The following is an 18140-nucleotide window of genomic DNA, read 5'->3' as shown; positions in this document are numbered from 1 at the left end:
CATTGCTTTACTATATCCTTTTTATCCCTTATAATTGAAATAATGATACGCATTACACAATAACATAAAAAGAAGGTTTTACATATGGACAACAAACTTAATCTCCCTTTTCTGGATACACCGGATCCAGAAAGATTTATCAAAAATGCTGCTAAGTTCAGTGATCTTATGATGATGTACCGCTGCACCATCCGGGAACTCCAGACCAAACTGGAAGTACTGAATGATGAATTTTCCATTGAAAATAAAAGGAATCCTATTTCTTTTATTAAGACAAGAGTAAAAAAACCTGAAAGTATTTACCGGAAGCTTCAAAAGCTTGGCTATGAATTTTCTGCAGAGAATATTCAGGAACAATTGAATGATGTAGCTGGTATCCGGGTGGTCTGTGCATTCATTGACGATATTTATACGGTTGCAGATCTGCTGGCCAGCCAGGATGATATCAAGATACTGAAGATCAAGGATTATATAAAGAATCCCAAACCCAATGGCTATCGCAGTTATCATATGATCGTTGAGGTCCCTGTTTTCTTTTCCCGTGGAAAAACACCTATGCGGGCGGAAATCCAGATTCGTACCAATGGCATGGATTTTTGGGCTACTCTGGAGCATCAGCTGCGTTACAAAAAGGGCATCGAAGAGATGGAAGGCTATGATCAGATCAGTGCAGAGCTTTTAGAATCTGCTCATGCCATGATCGAGATGGATAATGAAATGCAGCATATCAAAGACATGATCGGACAATTTCACGATTTATAAGGCTTTCATTTTATCAAAAAGAGTGTGCTGCACATTTCTGTATCAGCACACTCTTTCTTAATTCGTATTTAGTTTTTACTTTTATTCACCGAATTCTTTGTGATCTTCATCCAGCTTATGTTTGATTTCAATCTTTTGTTGTACCTCTTCCTTCTCTTCTTCCCGTGTCTTTGGAAGGATAATGTTCATGATCACCGCTATAATCGTTGCCAGCACCACCGGGGATTTCCCAAAAATGGTGGTAACCCACGCCGGAAAGCCAGCCAGTGCTGCAGTTGCCTGAGACACTCCCATTCCCAGTGCTGCTGCAAGACCAACGATGGATGAATTCCGGTAATCCATTTCTGCTGAAGCTACCAGCTTCATACCTGTCATAGCAATGGATGCAAATACAGAAACTGTAGCACCTCCAAGAACACACTGGGGAATCGTAGTAAGAATGGCCGAAAACTTGGGAACAATCCCTGCAATACCAAGGATCACAGCCGCCAGTCCCAGTACCCACCGGTTAATTACCTTTGTAGTAGTAACAATTCCCACATTCTGACTGTATGTGGCAGTGGGCAAACCTCCAGCCAAGGCTCCCACAATATTAGAAATACCGTAGCCGATAATTCCTTTCTGCAATTCCTCATCCTTCGGAGTTCTGTCCATAGCACCGATGGTCGTTGCTGAATAATCACCAATGGCCTGGATGGAATTGATAGCAAACAAGATACCGATGGCAATACAAGAAGATGGCTCAAACTCAATGCCAAAATGAAGCAGAGACGGAAGCTGGCAGACTCCTGCTTCTCCTATACTTGAAAAATCAACCATTCCAAAAGGAATCGCCACCAGGTATCCTGCAATGATGCCGATCAGAATAGATGCCAGCTTCCAGATCCCTTTCCCGAAATGATTCAGCACGGTTACTACGATCAATGTAAAGAATGCAATCGCCCAGTTCTGCCAGGAGCCATAGTCCGGACTACTGACCCCGCCAGCCATGTAGTTAATGGCAGTAGGATATAATGACAGACCAATGGTAAATACAACCGTTCCAGTGATCAATGGTGGAAAAAAGACCCTGATCTTCTTTACCAACAATCCCATTACCACAGCCACAAAACCGCCTGCCAGTTCTGCTCCCATAATAGCTGCAATCCCATAAGACTCTGCGATTGCCTGCATACTGGGAACATAAGCAAAGCTTACTCCCATGATGATGGGCAATCCTGATCCAATAGCAAACCTGGCTTTTCCTCCAATTGGAAAAAGCTGCAGCAGCGTAGACAACGCTGCCATCACCAATGCAGACTGAATCAGAATTACCTGTTCTTCTCTGGAAAGACCCCCAGGAATTGCTCCGGAAATAATAATTGCCGGCGTAACGCAGCCTACGATCATAGCTACTACATGCTGCATAGCAAGCGGAAACGCTTCCGTAAGACGTGGAATCCCATCTGTTTCAAAAATACTGCCCCTCTTCATCACAACCTCCCAATGTGTTTTTGAATACTTTCAGCATTCTTGATTCAATCATACCATCTCATGTACAAAAAAGCAATTCTTCTTCCTTTTCTGATGCTGCTACGTCCTAAGCCAAGTAACTAAGCCAATTCTTCTATTCTGATACAGATTCATCCTGAGCTAATTCTTCTTCATCCTGGATCTCGTCCAGCATCAGGTCATCTCCCTCACCGATCTCCTCATCTGTAGCTTCAGCCTCTTCAGCGGGGGCTTCTGTAGATGGTTTCTCAGTGATCCTTGCAGAATCATATAACAATTCTTTTACCTTTTCATCATACAGATTCTCTACCAGATATTCTCTGGTATAACCGACCTCAAAAGAAGCCGCATCCTCTCCGTAATAGTCTGCATTCTTTGTTACATAATCCTTGTATTCCTCTCCGTCTGCAGTAATGTCATTGGCTTTACAGTATGCACTGATAAACAGATATCTGTTTACAAGCTTCTCTGTTTCTGACTGTACATCCTCATCAGTAATGCCAAACATCTCCAGCACATCATCAATAGTATTATCCTCTCCTACAAACATGGAATAGCTGGAAAGGATCTCTTCTTTGCACTGATCATACAGCTCCTGTGGATATCCGTCGAATGTAGCATTTGCCATCGCTGTCTCCAACAGGGACTCTGTTACATCATAATAGCTTCTGCTGGTATATTCCTCCTCCAGATATTCCCTAATGGACTGCTCATACTCTTCAAGAGTTGTATATTCTGTATTTTCTTTTACATAATCCAGGTTGTACTCAGGTACTTCTACCTGTACCACATCAGAAATCTCAATGGAAAAATATACCGTCTGTCCGGCCCATTCCTCCATCCACATATCTTCATCATAGGAAATGGAAAAGTCCAGCTTATCCCCCGCGGATACGCCTGTAAGCTTCTCATCGAATTCAGCGCCATAATCCTCCTGACCAAGGATCACTGAAGAATCCTCTTCCTCACCATCCTGAGAATCATCCCCTTCTACTTTATAAGTCATTGTAAAGTATACGGTATCTCCCTCTACAGAAGGCTTGTCTGTGGAGATCTCCTCAGATGCCTCGGAAAGTTCAGAATCAATCTCATCCTGTACCATATCATCGGTGATCTCATATGTGTACTGAACAGCCTCCAGATCCTTGGTTTCCCCAAGAGTCACATACTTGTCCGCATCCTGGACCAGATAATCTGCCGGAACTACCTTAGAAAGATCTTCCTCCTCCAGTCCGGTATCCTCATCTTCCTCCGTATCTGTCAGATCCTGTTCGTCCTCATCTGTACTATCATCTGCTTCACCACTATCATCTGCTGCAGTTTCATCCTGTGCATCCTCCTCAGAAGCAGACTCCTGATCTGGTGCATCTGTTGCTTCTGCTGTCTTTGTCTCTTCTGTTGTTTCTGTTGTTTCTTTCTTTTCTGCACTGTTACTGCCACAGCCGGCCACAAAAAGGGCTGCCACAAGGCATGCCGCAAGATATTTACGCTTAATCATTCACAGAATTCCTTTCTTGAATACACATAAAAGCATGTAATTCACTAAATCCATCAATTTCTTTGTTACTGTACTACTACCGTATGGTTACTATAGCATAAAAAAAAGGAGAATGTAAACATTCCCCCTTTAAAAGTCACAAAGATTTCACGTTTATCGTTCTTCGCGGAAATAAGAAAGTCCAAGACTTTCCGGCGGCTGATTCTCCTTCTTCTTCCGAAAACTTACAACCACCAACACAATAATGGTCACTACATAAGGCACCATTTGTACAAGATCCGTCACATATCCGGCCACCTTCACTCCCAGCATATTGGGAAGGAACTGATACAGCCAGTACAGCATACCGAAAAGATAAGCTCCCCAAATACCATTTAAAGGCTTCCATGTAGTAAAGATAACAAGTGCTACTGCCAGCCATCCAAGAGCCTCAATCTGCCCGGTAGTTGCCCAGATCCCCTGATTGTAATCCAGCACATAATAAAGACCGCCGATACCAGACAAACCTGCCCCGACACAGGTAGCCAGATATTTGTATTTTGTTACATTAATACCTGCTGCATCTGCAGTTCCCGGATTCTCGCCAACTGCACGCAGATTCAGTCCTATCCTGGTCTTATTCAGAAAATAATGAAGCACAATGGCAACAATGATAGCTGCATATGCAAGGAATCCATAAGGAAATACTACCTTGCTTACGATCCCAAGCTTGGAAGAAAGGAAGGGGATCTTCTTTGAAAATGCAGAATAGGCAAGAGGTGCAGCTGTATAGCTGGCTCCATTTAAAATAAATACGCCAAAGAAATTGGCAACTCCCATACCAAAGGTAGTAAGAGCAAGACCTGTCACATTCTGGTTGGCACGCAGGGTGATGGTCAGGAAGCTGAAAATCAATCCTCCAAATGCAGAAGCAGCAATGGCTGCAAACAGGGCAATGATCACGCAGATCCAGCCCTTTGGATCTGAGGATAATTTCTCATAGTAATAAGAACTTGCAAATCCGGCAAAGCCTCCCAGATACATGATCCCAGGTACACCTAAGTTAAGATTTCCTGATTTTTCTGTGATTGTCTCACCCATAGATCCAAACATAATGATCGTTCCAAAAGGAATCGCCCGGATGATCCATGCAATTAACGTACTCATTCCTGCACCTCCTTCTGTTTTGAACCACGAAATACCATTTTGTAATTAATGAAAAACTCACTTCCCAGGATAAAGAACAAAATAACACCTTCGATAATACTTGCAGCATAATCATTCAGGCTGTAAGCAGAAGCGATCTCAGCAGCTCCTCTGGAAAGAAAAACAAGAAGGAAAGAAATCAATGCCATGTAAAAGGTATTAAACTTAGCCAACCATGCAACAATAATAGCAGTAAATCCCTGTCCTCCGGCAGAGGATGTTGAAATCGTCTGATCCCTTCCTGCCACAACCAAAAAACCTGCAAGTCCGCAGATTGCACCGGATATCAGCATGGTACGGATCGTTACCCGTTTAACATTAATACCAGCATATCTGGCTGTATTTTCAGACTCTCCAACAACAGTGATCTCATATCCCTGCTTGGAATATTTCAGATAAAAATACATTACAATCATCAGGATAAACACAACCAGGATATTAATGTTGTAACGCTGTCCGAAAAACTGGGGAAACCAGCCTGCCTGAGTAGACATATTCAGTTTTCCAAGGCTGGATGCCTTTCCACGCATAATGTTGGTCATACAGGCAACGATACTGGTTGCCACATAGTTCATCATCAAAGTAAACAAAGTCTCATTTGTATTCCAATATGCCTTAAAAACTGCAGGGATCAGTCCCCAGATACCTCCTGCAATAATGCTTGCAAGAAACATAACCAGAAGCAATGCAGGTGTTGGAAGACTCTGTCCGCATTTTACCATAACCAGTGCTGTGGCAAGACCGCCTGCAAGAACCTGTCCTTCTGCACCAATATTCCAAAATTTCATTTTAAATGCTGGTGCCAGTGCAATACCAATACAAAGCAGGGTTACCAGATCACGAAGTGCCCATGAAAAACGAATGGATGTCATAAAAGTTCCGTTAAACATAACCCCGTATACGGAAATGGGATTCAGCCCTGTAACAGCAAAGATAAAAATTGCATCCACTACAAGTGCGAGCACAATGGCAAGCGCACGGATCAGCACTTTATTCCCTATAGAAGCGCCATCCCGCTTGATGATACGTACAAAAGGCTCTTTTATTTTCTTAGTTTCACTGCTCATTCCTGTGCACCAGCCTTTCTCAGATTTGTCATAAGAAGACCTACTTCTTCCTTTGTGATTGTACGTGCATCTACCATTCCGTTTACTTTTCCATCACACAGAACAAGGATCCTGTCACACAGGTCGATCAGTACGTCCAGATCCTCACCTACGTATACCACTGCCACACCATGGCGTTTTTCTTCATCCAACAGATTGTAAATAGTATAAGAAGTATTTATGTCAAGTCCACGCACTGCATAAGCGGTCATAAGGACTGTAGGCTCTTCTGCAATCTCACGGCCGACAAGAACCTTCTGCACATTACCACCGGACAGTCTGGATACCGGAGTATTGATGCTTGGTGTAACTACTTCCAGCTCTTCACGGACCTTCTCAGCCATCTTCTTAGGTCCTTTCATCTCTGTAAGGAATGAACGGCCTGCACCATAGGTCTTCAAAAGCATGTTTCCGGTCATGCCCATAGAGCCAACCAGTCCCATTCCCAGACGATCCTCCGGAACAAAAGCAAGATGAACTCCTGCATCACGGATCTTCTTTGGTGTTTTGCCGATCAGCTGCAGCGGCTTATCTTCTTTTCCTTTTTCGTAGAACTTTATGCTGCTTCCCTCGGCAGTGACCTGAAGACCTGCAATGGACTCCAACAGCTCTTTCTGTCCATTCCCGGAAATACCGGCAATGCCAAGGATCTCACCGCCATAAGCATCAAAGCTTACATCATCCAATACCTTTACGCCTTCCCGGTTATAAACAGTAAGATTAGAAACAGAAAGACGTTTTACTGTATCCTTCGGCTGGGTACGTTCAATATTCAGCTCTACCTTTTTTCCTACCATCATCTCCGTAAGAGACCCTTCAGTAGCGTCTTTTGTCTCAACTGTATCCACATATTCCCCTTTTCTCAGGATCGCCACCCGGTCTGAGATAGCCAGCACTTCATGCAGCTTATGTGTAATAATGATCACAGACTTGTGATCCTTCTTCATATTGCGGATCACAGCGAACAATCTTTCTGTTTCCTGTGGGGTAAGTACTGCAGTAGGCTCATCCAGGATCAGGATCTCTGCACCTCTGTACAGAACCTTGACGATCTCCAGGGTCTGCTTCTGAGATACACTCATCTCATATACTTTCTGGTCCAGATCCAGATCAAAGTGATACTTTTCACAGATGGCCTTTGCCTTGGCCCTGATAACTTTCATATCAAATTTTTCTTTTTTCTCAAGTCCAAGGGCAATATTCTCAACTGCTGAGAACACATCGATCAGCTTAAAATGCTGATGGATCATTCCGATGCCAAGATCGTAGGCATCCTTGGGAGAACGTATCTCCACAGGTGTTCCGTTCACACGGATCTCTCCTGAATCCGGGAAATAAATACCTGCGATCATATTCATAAGTGTGGTCTTCCCGCTTCCGTTCTCGCCCAGCAGGGACAGGATCTCACGCTTCCTTACGTTCAGTGTTACGCCTTTATTGGCAATCACCTTACCGAATGTTTTAGTAACATTCGTCAACTGAATTGCATATTCCAAACTCCTATGCCTCCCTTCTGTATATCTGTCTGTATGCGGGGGCTTTTGCATCCCAGACAAATAAAGAGGGCTGCCGCATGAACCTTGCAGTCTATGCAGCAACCCCTTTGTATACCAGCTAAATTACTCTACTGCTTCTGCGTCCTCTGTGATTCCATCAATACGAAGTGTGAAATATGGTGCGCTTCTGAAGGTAGACTCTGCAAAATGTCCATCCTCAATGGCTTCCACTGTATCTCCCTGGTAAATAACAGATGCCGGATCTGTGGAGAAATCCATGAATGAAAGATCACAAGGTGCACTTGTAACTTCTTCACCGTCAACTGTAAACGTAGATGTATCAAATATCTGAAGAGAACCATCTTTGATCTTATTCTCAACATCCTCTACGTACTCTGCCGTGCCTTCTGCACAGGACTCACCAAGATCTGTAATGCCTACAGCATTATCTGCAAATCCCTTGGACCAATCCTGCTCAAGATCGCCGCCACTCATAACGGTAGCAATTGCATATTTGTAATATGCTTCCCAGTTATTGGTTGCAGATGTAAGAGCCGCTGTAGGAGCAGTTGCGATCATGTCGATGTTATAACCAACAGAATAGCAGATCTTACCACTGTCAAGAAGCTTCTGGGTAGCCGCCGGAGCACCTGTGGAATCTGCATGCTGTCCGATGATCACAGAACCATTTGCGATGAGTGCCTCTGCTGCTGCACCCTCTTTGTCAATATCAAACCAGGAGTTAGTGTATTTTACTTCCATTACCACATTAGGAACTACACTGCGAACTCCGAGGAAGAATGCTGTATAACCAGATACAACCTCTGCATAGCTGAATGCACCTACGTAACCGATCTTAACATTGCCATCTGCATCAAAGCTGTCCGGCTGTGTCTCTTCTGTAAGTGTTCCGTCGTCCAGAAGCTGCTGCAGCTTCAGACCGGCAACAACGCCAGACACATAACGTGCTTCATAAATGTTTGTGAATGCATTCTTTAAGTTCTCGCATCCGCTGATGGCTGCGAAATCACCTGTCATGGAAACAAATGTAACGTCCGGATATTCCTGTGCTGCCTGTGCCATGAATGTCTGATGTCCATAGCTGTTTGCAACTACCATGCTGCATCCCTGCCCTACAAGGTCAACTGCGGAATCATAACAGGTCTGGTCTTCCGGTACTTTGTACTTCCAGATAATCTGGCTGTCATCAAGACCAAGCTCTTTGGCTGCTGCCTTGATACCTGCGATGTGAGCTGCGGAATAACCCTCTGTCTCATCACCGATGAGGATCACACCCATCTTAAAGTCCGGATCCACTTCTACGCTGTCGTCAGCGGCATAAACAACAGAAGTAAAGGCGATCATAGAAATGACCATTACTGCTGCAGGAAGAAGGCTGACAACTTTTTTCATGCTTTTTTTCATAAAATCTTCCTCCTTTTTAAGTGGTTTGGTAAATTTCAACTTTATTTTATTTTTTTTATTTCTGAATGTCAACTATTTCTACCAAAAAATAAGTTTGAATTTTCACCAATTTTACAGCCTTATCCAACCATTTTTTTGATTTTTTGTTCTGAATTCCTTCGGTGTCATACAATATCTATTTTTGAAAACCCTGTGAAAATAGCTGCTATTTTCATATCCCACTGCTGCAATAATATCGCTTACAGACAGGTCTGTATCACACAAAAGCTCTGCTGCCTTATTCAGCCGCTTTCTCTGAAGCAGATCCTTGAAATTAAAGCCTGTAGTCTTCTTGATCATTTTGCTCAAAACATGAATGGGAAGCTTCAGCATTTCACACAGCTCAGTAAGAGTAGCTGTCCTATACTGTTGCTCTATATAATTCAGGGTAGTCATGAAGATCATATTTTCATAAGGATTTGGGATCCGCATCTCCACATACTGGACAGAATCCAAAAGATACAGGAAAATCAGTCCCATGGTGGTCTGGTTGATCCGGTTGTCCTCCCCTTTCCCGGTAACAATGGAGTATATCATATTTTCCAGAAGATTCTGGATCTGCAGATTTTCTGCCACCTTAAAATGAAGATATTCTCCTCTTTCCTCATCACGACGCAGCACATTTACAAGAAAATCAGCAAGAAAATTTCCTGCTCCTGCCATAGAATATGCCACATCAAAAAACTGGGGCAAAACCATAAAATTGATCACGATGTCATCCACCCCTGCTGGAAGAATCTCATGACTAGTATACTGATTCAGAAAAAGAAGCTCTCCTGTTTTAAGTACTACTTCCCTGCCGTCAATAATATTGGTCACAGATCCCATGCATACATACAGCACCTCCACATAATTATGCTTATGAGGCGGGAAGTGCACAAACCTTGTATGGGTCCTTACAGTGATCAATTTACCTTCTTCAAGCATTTTTCTGCTGTCTACAATAAAATCCCTGCCTGAAGTATACAGATCCTTGTCTACTTCCTGTCCTTCAAGAATCTTCTTCTCTTCTTCTGTGATCTTTCGCAGCTGTTCCAGCAATTCCTTTTGCATGTTTTCTCCTTATAGTTGTTTACGAAATCTTTTTCTTCTGAAATGTGCACCGCCCAGGCACGCATATAAAACAGCAGGCTGCTGCAAAATATCTTTTTAAGATATTCCATGCAGCAGCCTGCTGTTTTATATTATCATTCTTTCTTATGGATAGCAACCGTTTCTATAGATTAGTACAGTTTAGCCATTTCTTCGATGTTATCAGAGTTGAACTCCAGAGGCTGTCCAAGGAAAAGCTGGATACCATCCTGACTGGGACAGGCTTTTTCTATGTGAATATATGTAAAACAAAATCAGAAGCTTAATTAATTTCTACTGGAAAGAACTTCCTTTTCATACTTCTCAACTTCGGTAAACCAGTCAAATCCAACCGGCACACCACAGCTTTCGCAGAAATAATCCCATACATCTCCAAATGGGAAAGTTTTCATTTCTTCCTGTACAGTCATAAGTTTTGTCAGGTTATTAGTATCCTGAAGTTCTTTTAGCTGTGCATTAGGCTGAAGAAGAGCAAACAGCAAAGACTTGGACATATTGCGAAGTCCTGTGGTCCATGCTGAAATACGATTGATGCTTGCATCAAAGTAATCCAGTGCAATATATACACGGTCAAGTGCATCATTACGGACGATCTCTTTTGCGATCTCTCTTGTTTCATCATCAAACAGTACAACATGGTCAGAATCCCAACGTACAGGTCTTGTTACATGCAATGCGATCTCAGGAAAGAAGCAAAGCAGTGACGAGATCTTATCAGATACCACTTCTGTAGGATGATAGTGTCCGTTATCCATCAGCGGCAGGCATTTATCCTTATGCTCTGCTGCAAAGGACAGTGTAAACTCTGCACTTCCTGCTGTATAGGATTCCACACCGATACCAAATACTTTAGACTCTACACAGGGTTTTACCAGATTGAAATCGTATGGCTCGGAAAGGATTTCCTCGATAGATTCTTTATAACGCATTCTTGGTCCAAGACGGTCTCCAGGAATATCCTTATATCCGTCACCTGTCCATATGTTCATAACACATGGGATGCCTGTTTCTTCAGCAAAATACTGAGAAATACGGATACATGCTTTGCCGTGGCGGATCCAGAATTTTCTGGTTTCTTCATCCGGACTGCTTAAGGTAAGTCCATCTTTCACTTTCGGACTTGAGAAAAATGTTGGATTGAAATCAATGCCCACACCTTTGGCTTTTGCAAAATCTACCCATTTTTTGAAGTGCTTTGGCTCCAGCTGATCTCTATCTACCCACTGGCCTTCTTCAAAAATCGCATAGGATGCATGTATATTGATTTTTTTCTTACCAGGAGCCAGTAACATAACCTTTTCCATATCTGCCATCAGTTCTTCCGGTGTCATTGCTTTTCCAGGATAATTTCCTGTTGTCTGGATACCACCTGTTAATGGACCGTCCTGATCAAATCCTTTTACATCATCCCCCTGCCAGCAATGAAGAGAAATAGCCACATTTTTCAGAATCTGGATGGCTTTGTCTGTGTCTACTCCAACCTTGGCATATCTGGCTTTTGCAGATTCGTATCTTTCCTTTGTGGACACTGTTGATTCCTCCTTTAAATAATCTCTTCCCAATGGATTTTGATTACATCATTTATATATTTTAATATCAAAAGACTGGTGGATCGCAGTTCTTGCTTCCTCTACAGATCTAAACTCTCCAGCCTCCAGCATCTGTGCTGTAATATTTCCAATAGCTGTAGCTTCTGTGGGACCTGCATGAACTTCTTTTCCTGTTGCTTTCGCTGTCAGTTCATTTAAGTATCCTGCATTTGCGCCACCACCTACAATGTGGATCCTACTGTAGGTTCTGCCTGTCATTTCTTCCAAGCTCTTTGCTGTACGTGCATAGCATTCTGCAAGGCTTGTATAGATCACAGTTGCGATCTGGCCTAAGGTTTCCGGAACCTGCTGACCTGTCCGTCTGCAGTAATCCTGGATTTCTTTCGTCATGTTCTCCGGAGAAAGGAAGCACTGTGCATTTGCATCCACCCGGGACGGGAAATCTTTCGCCTCTTCTGCCATCTGGCAGATCTCGCCAAATCCGTATTTATCCTGGAATTCATGGCGTACAGACTGGATCATCCAAAGTCCCATAATATTTTTCAGATAGCGGAATCTTCCTCCGTATCCTCCTTCATTTGTCAGGTTCATACCGCAGCTTTTCAGTGAACAGTCTGCTTCTTTTCTTTCCAGTCCCATCAAAGACCATGTACCGGAGCTGATATAAATAAAGTCATCATCATTTGCCGGTACTGCCAGAACAGCAGAGCCTGTGTCATGAGTCGCGGGAGCTACAACTTCCAGATCAAATCCTACCTCTTCCTGTACTTCTTTTGTGAGATGGCCGATGGGTGTGCCTGGCATGATCAGCTTCTGGAACATTTTTCTTGGATATCCCAGCATATCGATCAATTCATAATCCCAGTCCTTTGTCAACGGACTTACAAGCTGTCCTGTGGTTGCTTCTGTGTACTCGCAGGTTTTCTTTCCTGTGAGAAGGTAATGAAAATAATCCGGTACATGAAGCAGAGTGTCTGCCTTTTCCAAATATTCTGGATGTTTTTTCTTTACCGCCATCAGCTGGTATATGGTATTAAAGATCTCTTTCTGGATACCTGTACGCTCATACAGCTTCTCCTGTGGAATGATCTTATATACTTCTTCATCCATACCCTCTGTGCGATGATCTCTGTAGCCAACGGTATTGCCAAGAACCTGTCCAGCTTCATCCAGAAGGACATAATCAACTCCCCATGTATCTACTCCCATGCTTACCGGGATCTTGCCCAGCTCTTTACATTTTTTCAGTCCGTCCTTGATTTCTACGAAAAGCCTGTCAAATTCCCAGCAAAGCTCTCCGTCCTTTTTTACCATCCCATTTTCAAAACGGTGCACTTCTTCCAGCACCATCTTTCCATTTTCCAGATGTCCCAGGATCAGTCTTCCGCTGGATGCCCCAATGTCTACTGCCAGATAATACTTTGTCATTTTTAAAACCTCCTCAATATTTGTACGTTTCCTCGTATTTTGTCTGAATCTATGTAGGAATACCTTCATATTGATGATACCATATTACTACATAAATCAGTAATGCATAAGAACCTGGTTTGCCATAAAAAAGGTTCTTATTTGCAAACTGTGCATAGTTTCTAAAAAGAAAACCGGAGGGTAGCCTCCGGTTTTCCTGATAAGTTTCGTTAGTACATTATCGCGAATGCCATCTCAAGATCTTCGGTCTTTCGATGTTCGCTGCACTCATATGAATCTTTCCGTCTGCAAGCAGCCGAAAGCTTCATATTTCGAGTCTGCATTCGCTTTAGTCGTACAGGTTCTGTGCGATTTCTTCGTCGTTCATGTTCTCAGCTGTGTACCACTGGCATCCACTGTCAACGTCTTCTACAGTCTCACCTTTTGCTGCTTTGCAAGCAAGTTCAACTACAGATGCACCCATTGCTACAGGAGCCTGTGTGATAGCGCCGATGAATGTACCGTCAGCAACTGCTGCTTTGATGTTTGCGCCGGAGTCAAATCCAACACCAACAACCTGATCATCACCAGAGCCAAGTTTCTGAAGGTTCTCATTACCTGTGATCATAGCCTCTGCAGAGTGCTGGTTGGAGCCGTATACGCAGATTGTATCATCTTTATTTAACAGTGTCTGGCAGTCGATTGCGGACAGCTCAGATGTTACCTGTGAAGGAACAAGGATCTCGATTACAACATCACCGTCGTCTGTAGCTTCAACCTTAGAATCTCCAACGTATCTGTCATTTCCTTCAAGAGAAACTGTTTTGCCGTCTGCGATGATCAGCTCGCCCATCTTATCGATAAATCCAAGACCTCTGTTTACGATAGACTCGGAAGTAGCATCCTGGCCCATAACACCGATTCTTACTTTGCCATCAGCATTTGCGATTCTGTCCTTTAATACTTCATATGTTTTCTCTGCTGCAAGAGCACCTGCTGCATAGTTGTCTGTAGAAGCGTTTGCAACTACTGCGCCTTCCGGAGCATCCGGAACACCAGAGTCAAAACCGATGATCGGGATACCTGCATCCTGAGCCTGTCCGATTGCATCCAAGCATGCGCTTGTATCAAGAGCAGCAAGTCCGATAGCATCTGGTTTCTGGTTGATTGCGGAGTTCAGTTCCTGAACCTGCTCTGCAATATCAGACTCGGAGTTTGGTCCTACGAAATTGATGGAGCATCCTAATTCTTCTGCTTTTTCCTCAGCGCCCTTTAAAACTGCCTGCCAATACTGATGCTGGAAGCCTTTAGATACGATCTCAATCTTCAGTCCTGCATAATCAGACTCAGCATGAACTGTAACTGCACCAACCATAGTTCCAACCATTGCAGCACATAATGCAACGCTCATTAATTTCTTTCCTGCCATTTTTAAATCCTCCTTGATTTGAATTATATAGTTTGTAGTTTCTGCATACCCCTTATGCAGTTTTTTTATTTTTCAGTACATCTATGAAGATTGCCAGAACCAATACCAGACCTGTAAAGATCTGCTGCCAGTTTGCCTGCAGTCCGATGTACGGAAAACCTGTTTTCAGCAGTGACATTACGAAAACACCTAACAGAGTTCCTGTAACTGTCCCTACTCCACCATTCATGGATGTTCCACCAATGATCGCTCCGGCGATAGCATCCAGTTCCAGTCCTGCTCCGGTTCCTGGCGGAATCGCCTGGAATGTAGCCGCATAGGCGATACCTGCAAGTCCTGCGAAAAAGCCGGAGATCAGATAAGCCAGAGACTGATATTTTACTACATTTACACCTGATAATCTTGTTGCTTCTTTGTTGCTTCCAATAGCGATAATATATCGTCCTGCTCTTGTTTTATTCAGGAAGATGGACATCAGGATCACACAGATCAGTACCAGAATAAATCCTACCGGGATCATCTTTCCGTTCATTTTCAGCTTGAAAATGCTGCGGAACCAGCCGTTTTCAGCTGCAGCCGGAGGCCAGGTAACACTCATGGCTCCAGTAAGAAGAGAACCAAGACCTCTGGTGATCATCATAGTGCCAAGTGTTGCGATAAAGGGAGGCAGATCCATCACTGCAACCAGTAATGCGTTTAACAGACCGATCAAAACTCCCAGTGCAATGGCTGCCAGCATACCAACCACTACAGGCATTCCTACCTTTGTGATCAGATGACCGCCAAACAATGCGTAACAGATCATTCCTGTTCCTATGGAAAGGTCTACACCACCTGTGATCAGGCAGAAGGTAACACCAATTGCCATGAAGCTGATGTAATATGAATAATCAAAAATACTAACTAATGTAGAATACTGTCTGAAAGCCGGACTTCCCACTGAAAACATGATCGCCAGGAAAATAATTACCAGCACAACCACGATTTTCTGGGTTCCAATAGCTTTTACAATAGGGTTATTGGTAAAAGCATTCCCCTTTTTTTCTCTATCTGCCATTTTTCCTTCCTCCTCTTATTCTCTTCTGGTAGCCGCATGCATGATATTTTCCTGTGTTGCCTCTGAGATATCAATCTCACCGGTCTTCTTGCCTTCACACATTACCACGATACGGTCACTCATTCTCAGAATCTCTGTCATTTCAGAGGAAATCATAATGATCGACTTTCCTTCTGCCACCAGCTCATTCATCAGGTGATAGATCTCACTTTTAGCACCTACATCAATACCTCTGGTAGGCTCATCAAAGATCAGGATGTCACAGTTTCTTACCAGCCATTTAGCAATAACTACTTTCTGCTGGTTTCCACCGGAAAGATTTACTACCAGCTGATCTACGCCTGGTGTTTTTGTTTTCAGGTCATTTACATATTTCTTTGCAATCTCATTTTCTTTTTTCTTGTTAATGAAGATTCCATTCATGAAATTCTCCATGCTTGCCATGGTAGAATTCTCTGCCACACTTTTGGCTACAACAATTCCGTAACGCTTTCTGTCCTCTGACAAATAACCGATTCCACATTTTACAGCATCCATAGGGCTCTTGATATCTACTTTTTTACCATTTACGTAAATATCACCGCTTTCTTTAGGATCTGCTCCAAAAAGTGCTCTTGCAGTCTCTGTACGTCCTGCACCCATCAGGCCGGAAAAACCAAGGATTTCTCCTTTGTGAAGTTCAAAGCTTACATCCTGTACCATCTTCCCTGCATTCAGGTGTTCTACCTTCAGAACAACCGGTGCGTCTGGCGCCACATTGCTTTCTGTCTTCGGATCTTCATAGATCACACGGCCAACCATCATATTGATGATATCATCTTTTGTACAATCCTTTGTGATCAGTGTTCCTACATAACTTCCATCACGCATAACTGTTACACGGTCTGTGATCACCTTGATCTCATCCATACGATGGGAAATATAAACGATTCCCAGCTGCTTATCCCTCAGATCACGGATGATCTTGAACAGTTCTTCGATCTCTGCTTCTGTAAGAGCTGCAGAAGGCTCATCAAAAATGATAACCTTTGCCTCATGAGAAATCGCTTTGGCGATCTCACACATCTGCTGCTTGCCAACAGTAAGATTTCCCATTTTTTCCTTTGGATCAATATCAATGTTCAGCTGTCTGAAAAGCTTTGCTGCTTCCTCATTCATCTTCGCATCGTTGATCAGCTTGCCATTCATGATCTCACGGCCGATAAAAATGTTCTGAGCCACTGTAAGATGATTCAGCATGTTCAGCTCCTGGTGCACGATCACAATACCTGCATCCTGTGCATCCCTTGGGCTTGTAAACTCTACTTCTTTTCCTTCATATGTAATCGAACCGGAATCCTTGGAATAAATACCTGTCAGAACTTTCATCAGAGTGGATTTACCGGCTCCGTTCTCTCCCATCAGAGCGTGAACTTCACCTTTTCTGATCTCCAGGTCAACATGGTCCAGTGCATGAACACCGGGGAAAGACTTATCTATACCCTTCATTGTTAAAATGACTTCACCCATATCTCTATCCTTTCTCTCTACTTTATTGTAGTCACACATCAGTTCTTTCTCTTCTTACTCCGAACATCTGCATACACAGCCAGAAGAACGATGATACCGGTAATTACATACTGATAATCTTTCTGGAAGCCCATTGCAAGGATACCTTCCTGAAGAAGTGATACGATCAGAACACCAATAATACTTCCTCCGATAGAGGCCACTCCACCTGCCATGGAAGTTCCTCCCATAACGCAGCTTGCAATAGCATCATTGTTGAATGTATCACCAAGTCCCGGCTGAACTGTTGTATAGGAACCAACATAGGCGATTGCTGCAATTCCTGCCAATGTTCCGCAGATCACATATGCCAGCATTTCCCATTTCTTAACATTAACACCGGATAAGCGGACTGCTTCTTTGTTGCTGCCCAGGCACAGGATATATCTTCCTGCTTTTGTATTATTCAGGATGATTGCGCAGATCACTGCGATCACAAGCAGGATCAGAAGACCAGTTGGAACATCTGTGTTTCCGATCTTCATCCTTACCAGGCTTCTGTACCAGCCGGATGCATCACTTGACTGTGGCCAGCTGATGGTCTGTGTCTGTGTAAATACAGAACCGATTCCCTTTGCCAGCATCATGGAAGCCATGGAAGAGATAAATGACGGAAGTCCCATGTAGGCTACCAGGAATCCATTCCAGATACCAAACACAAGGCCTACCAGAACACATACCAGAAGAGCTGCTCCTGTAGGTATACCGTCTTTTGTTAAGAGTCTTCCTGCGATCAGTGCTGCACAGAACATTACCGGACCGATTGAGAAATCAATACCGCCGGTGGCGATCACAAAGGTAACTCCCAATGCCAGGAATCCTAGAAAGTACGCATAGTTCAATGCACTCAGGATTCGGGAATAGCTTAAAAACGTAGGGCTGATGATCGCAAATGCAATGTACATAACAAGAAGCACACCACATAATACAATCCTGTTAAATCCAACCTTTTTTACAAATGGGCTGTTTTTGAAATTTTCCATTTCCGTTCCTCCTCATTTCATTTCCCTTCAACTGTGATTATTATATCCTGTGGCCATCTGGATTTTAATGGA

General features: G+C 43.3%; 14 protein-coding genes. 1 reads left to right on the top strand and 13 read right to left on the bottom strand.

The features are described from left to right. The first annotated feature begins 84 nt into the window (after positions 1-84). Positions 85-762 carry a GTP pyrophosphokinase family protein gene (locus tag AB5916_RS00770; protein ID WP_173729029.1) on the top strand — a complete coding sequence of 226 codons (678 nt, stop codon included), beginning with the start codon at positions 85-87 and terminating at the stop codon, positions 760-762. A gap of 81 nt (positions 763-843) precedes the next feature. On the opposite strand, the gene AB5916_RS00765 is transcribed toward AB5916_RS00770, so the two are convergent. From AB5916_RS00765 to AB5916_RS00705, 13 genes are all read right to left on the bottom strand, one after another. Beyond that, positions 844-2235 carry a uracil-xanthine permease family protein gene (locus AB5916_RS00765; RefSeq protein WP_368188894.1) on the bottom strand — a complete coding sequence of 464 codons (1392 nt, stop codon included), beginning with the start codon at positions 2233-2235 and terminating at the stop codon, positions 844-846. A 133-nt stretch (positions 2236-2368) separates the two neighbouring features. Next, positions 2369-3751, bottom strand: a complete 1383-nt coding sequence (locus AB5916_RS00760; protein ID WP_368188893.1) for a hypothetical protein — start codon at positions 3749-3751, stop codon at positions 2369-2371. Between the two features lie 153 nt (positions 3752-3904). Then, the gene (locus AB5916_RS00755) at positions 3905-4897 is read right to left on the bottom strand and encodes an ABC transporter permease (RefSeq protein ID WP_368188892.1); all 993 of its coding nucleotides are present in this window, start codon (positions 4895-4897) and stop codon (positions 3905-3907) included. Beyond that, complete coding sequence (locus tag AB5916_RS00750) at positions 4894-6003, bottom strand: ABC transporter permease (protein WP_368188891.1); 1110 nt, start codon at positions 6001-6003, stop codon at positions 4894-4896. Before AB5916_RS00750 ends, AB5916_RS00755 begins: the two co-directional genes overlap by 4 nt. Beyond that, positions 6000-7589: an ABC transporter ATP-binding protein gene (locus AB5916_RS00745; protein WP_368188890.1), complete on the bottom strand. Its 1590-nt coding sequence runs from the start codon at positions 7587-7589 to the stop codon at positions 6000-6002. Before AB5916_RS00745 ends, AB5916_RS00750 begins: the two co-directional genes overlap by 4 nt. 72 nt (positions 7590-7661) lie before the next feature. Further along, positions 7662-8963 (bottom strand): BMP family ABC transporter substrate-binding protein, encoded by a 1302-nt coding sequence (locus tag AB5916_RS00740; protein ID WP_368188889.1) that lies wholly within the window; start codon positions 8961-8963, stop codon positions 7662-7664. A gap of 111 nt (positions 8964-9074) precedes the next feature. Then, positions 9075-10055: an AraC family transcriptional regulator gene (locus tag AB5916_RS00735; protein WP_368188888.1), complete on the bottom strand. Its 981-nt coding sequence runs from the start codon at positions 10053-10055 to the stop codon at positions 9075-9077. Positions 10056-10360: 305 nt separating this feature from the next. After that, entirely contained in the window at positions 10361-11623 is a 1263-nt protein-coding gene (locus AB5916_RS00730; RefSeq protein WP_368188887.1) for an L-rhamnose isomerase, read from the bottom strand. Between the two features lie 48 nt (positions 11624-11671). Then, positions 11672-13072, bottom strand: a complete 1401-nt coding sequence (rhaB, locus tag AB5916_RS00725; protein WP_158420064.1) for a rhamnulokinase — start codon at positions 13070-13072, stop codon at positions 11672-11674. A gap of 328 nt (positions 13073-13400) precedes the next feature. After that, positions 13401-14480 (bottom strand): substrate-binding domain-containing protein, encoded by a 1080-nt coding sequence (locus tag AB5916_RS00720; protein WP_158420063.1) that lies wholly within the window; start codon positions 14478-14480, stop codon positions 13401-13403. Positions 14481-14532: 52 nt separating this feature from the next. Beyond that, on the bottom strand, positions 14533-15537 hold the full coding sequence (locus tag AB5916_RS00715) for an ABC transporter permease (RefSeq protein WP_158420062.1): 1005 nt from the start codon (positions 15535-15537) through the stop codon (positions 14533-14535). 15 nt (positions 15538-15552) lie between these two features. Continuing rightward, a complete protein-coding gene (locus AB5916_RS00710; protein ID WP_173728350.1) occupies positions 15553-17046 on the bottom strand; it encodes a sugar ABC transporter ATP-binding protein in 1494 nt (497 codons plus the stop codon). Positions 17047-17084: 38 nt separating this feature from the next. Further along, positions 17085-18068, bottom strand: coding sequence for an ABC transporter permease (locus AB5916_RS00705; RefSeq protein WP_158420061.1), 984 nt, complete (start codon positions 18066-18068; stop codon positions 17085-17087). Positions 18069-18140: the final 72 nt, after the last annotated feature.

The sequence above is a fragment of the Blautia sp. 1033sp1_1033st1_G9_1033SCRN_220408 genome, assembly GCF_040929965.1.
In the GTDB taxonomy this organism is placed as follows: domain Bacteria; phylum Bacillota; class Clostridia; order Lachnospirales; family Lachnospiraceae; genus Blautia_A; species Blautia_A ammoniilytica.
This window is presented reverse-complemented; position numbering and strand designations above follow the sequence as displayed.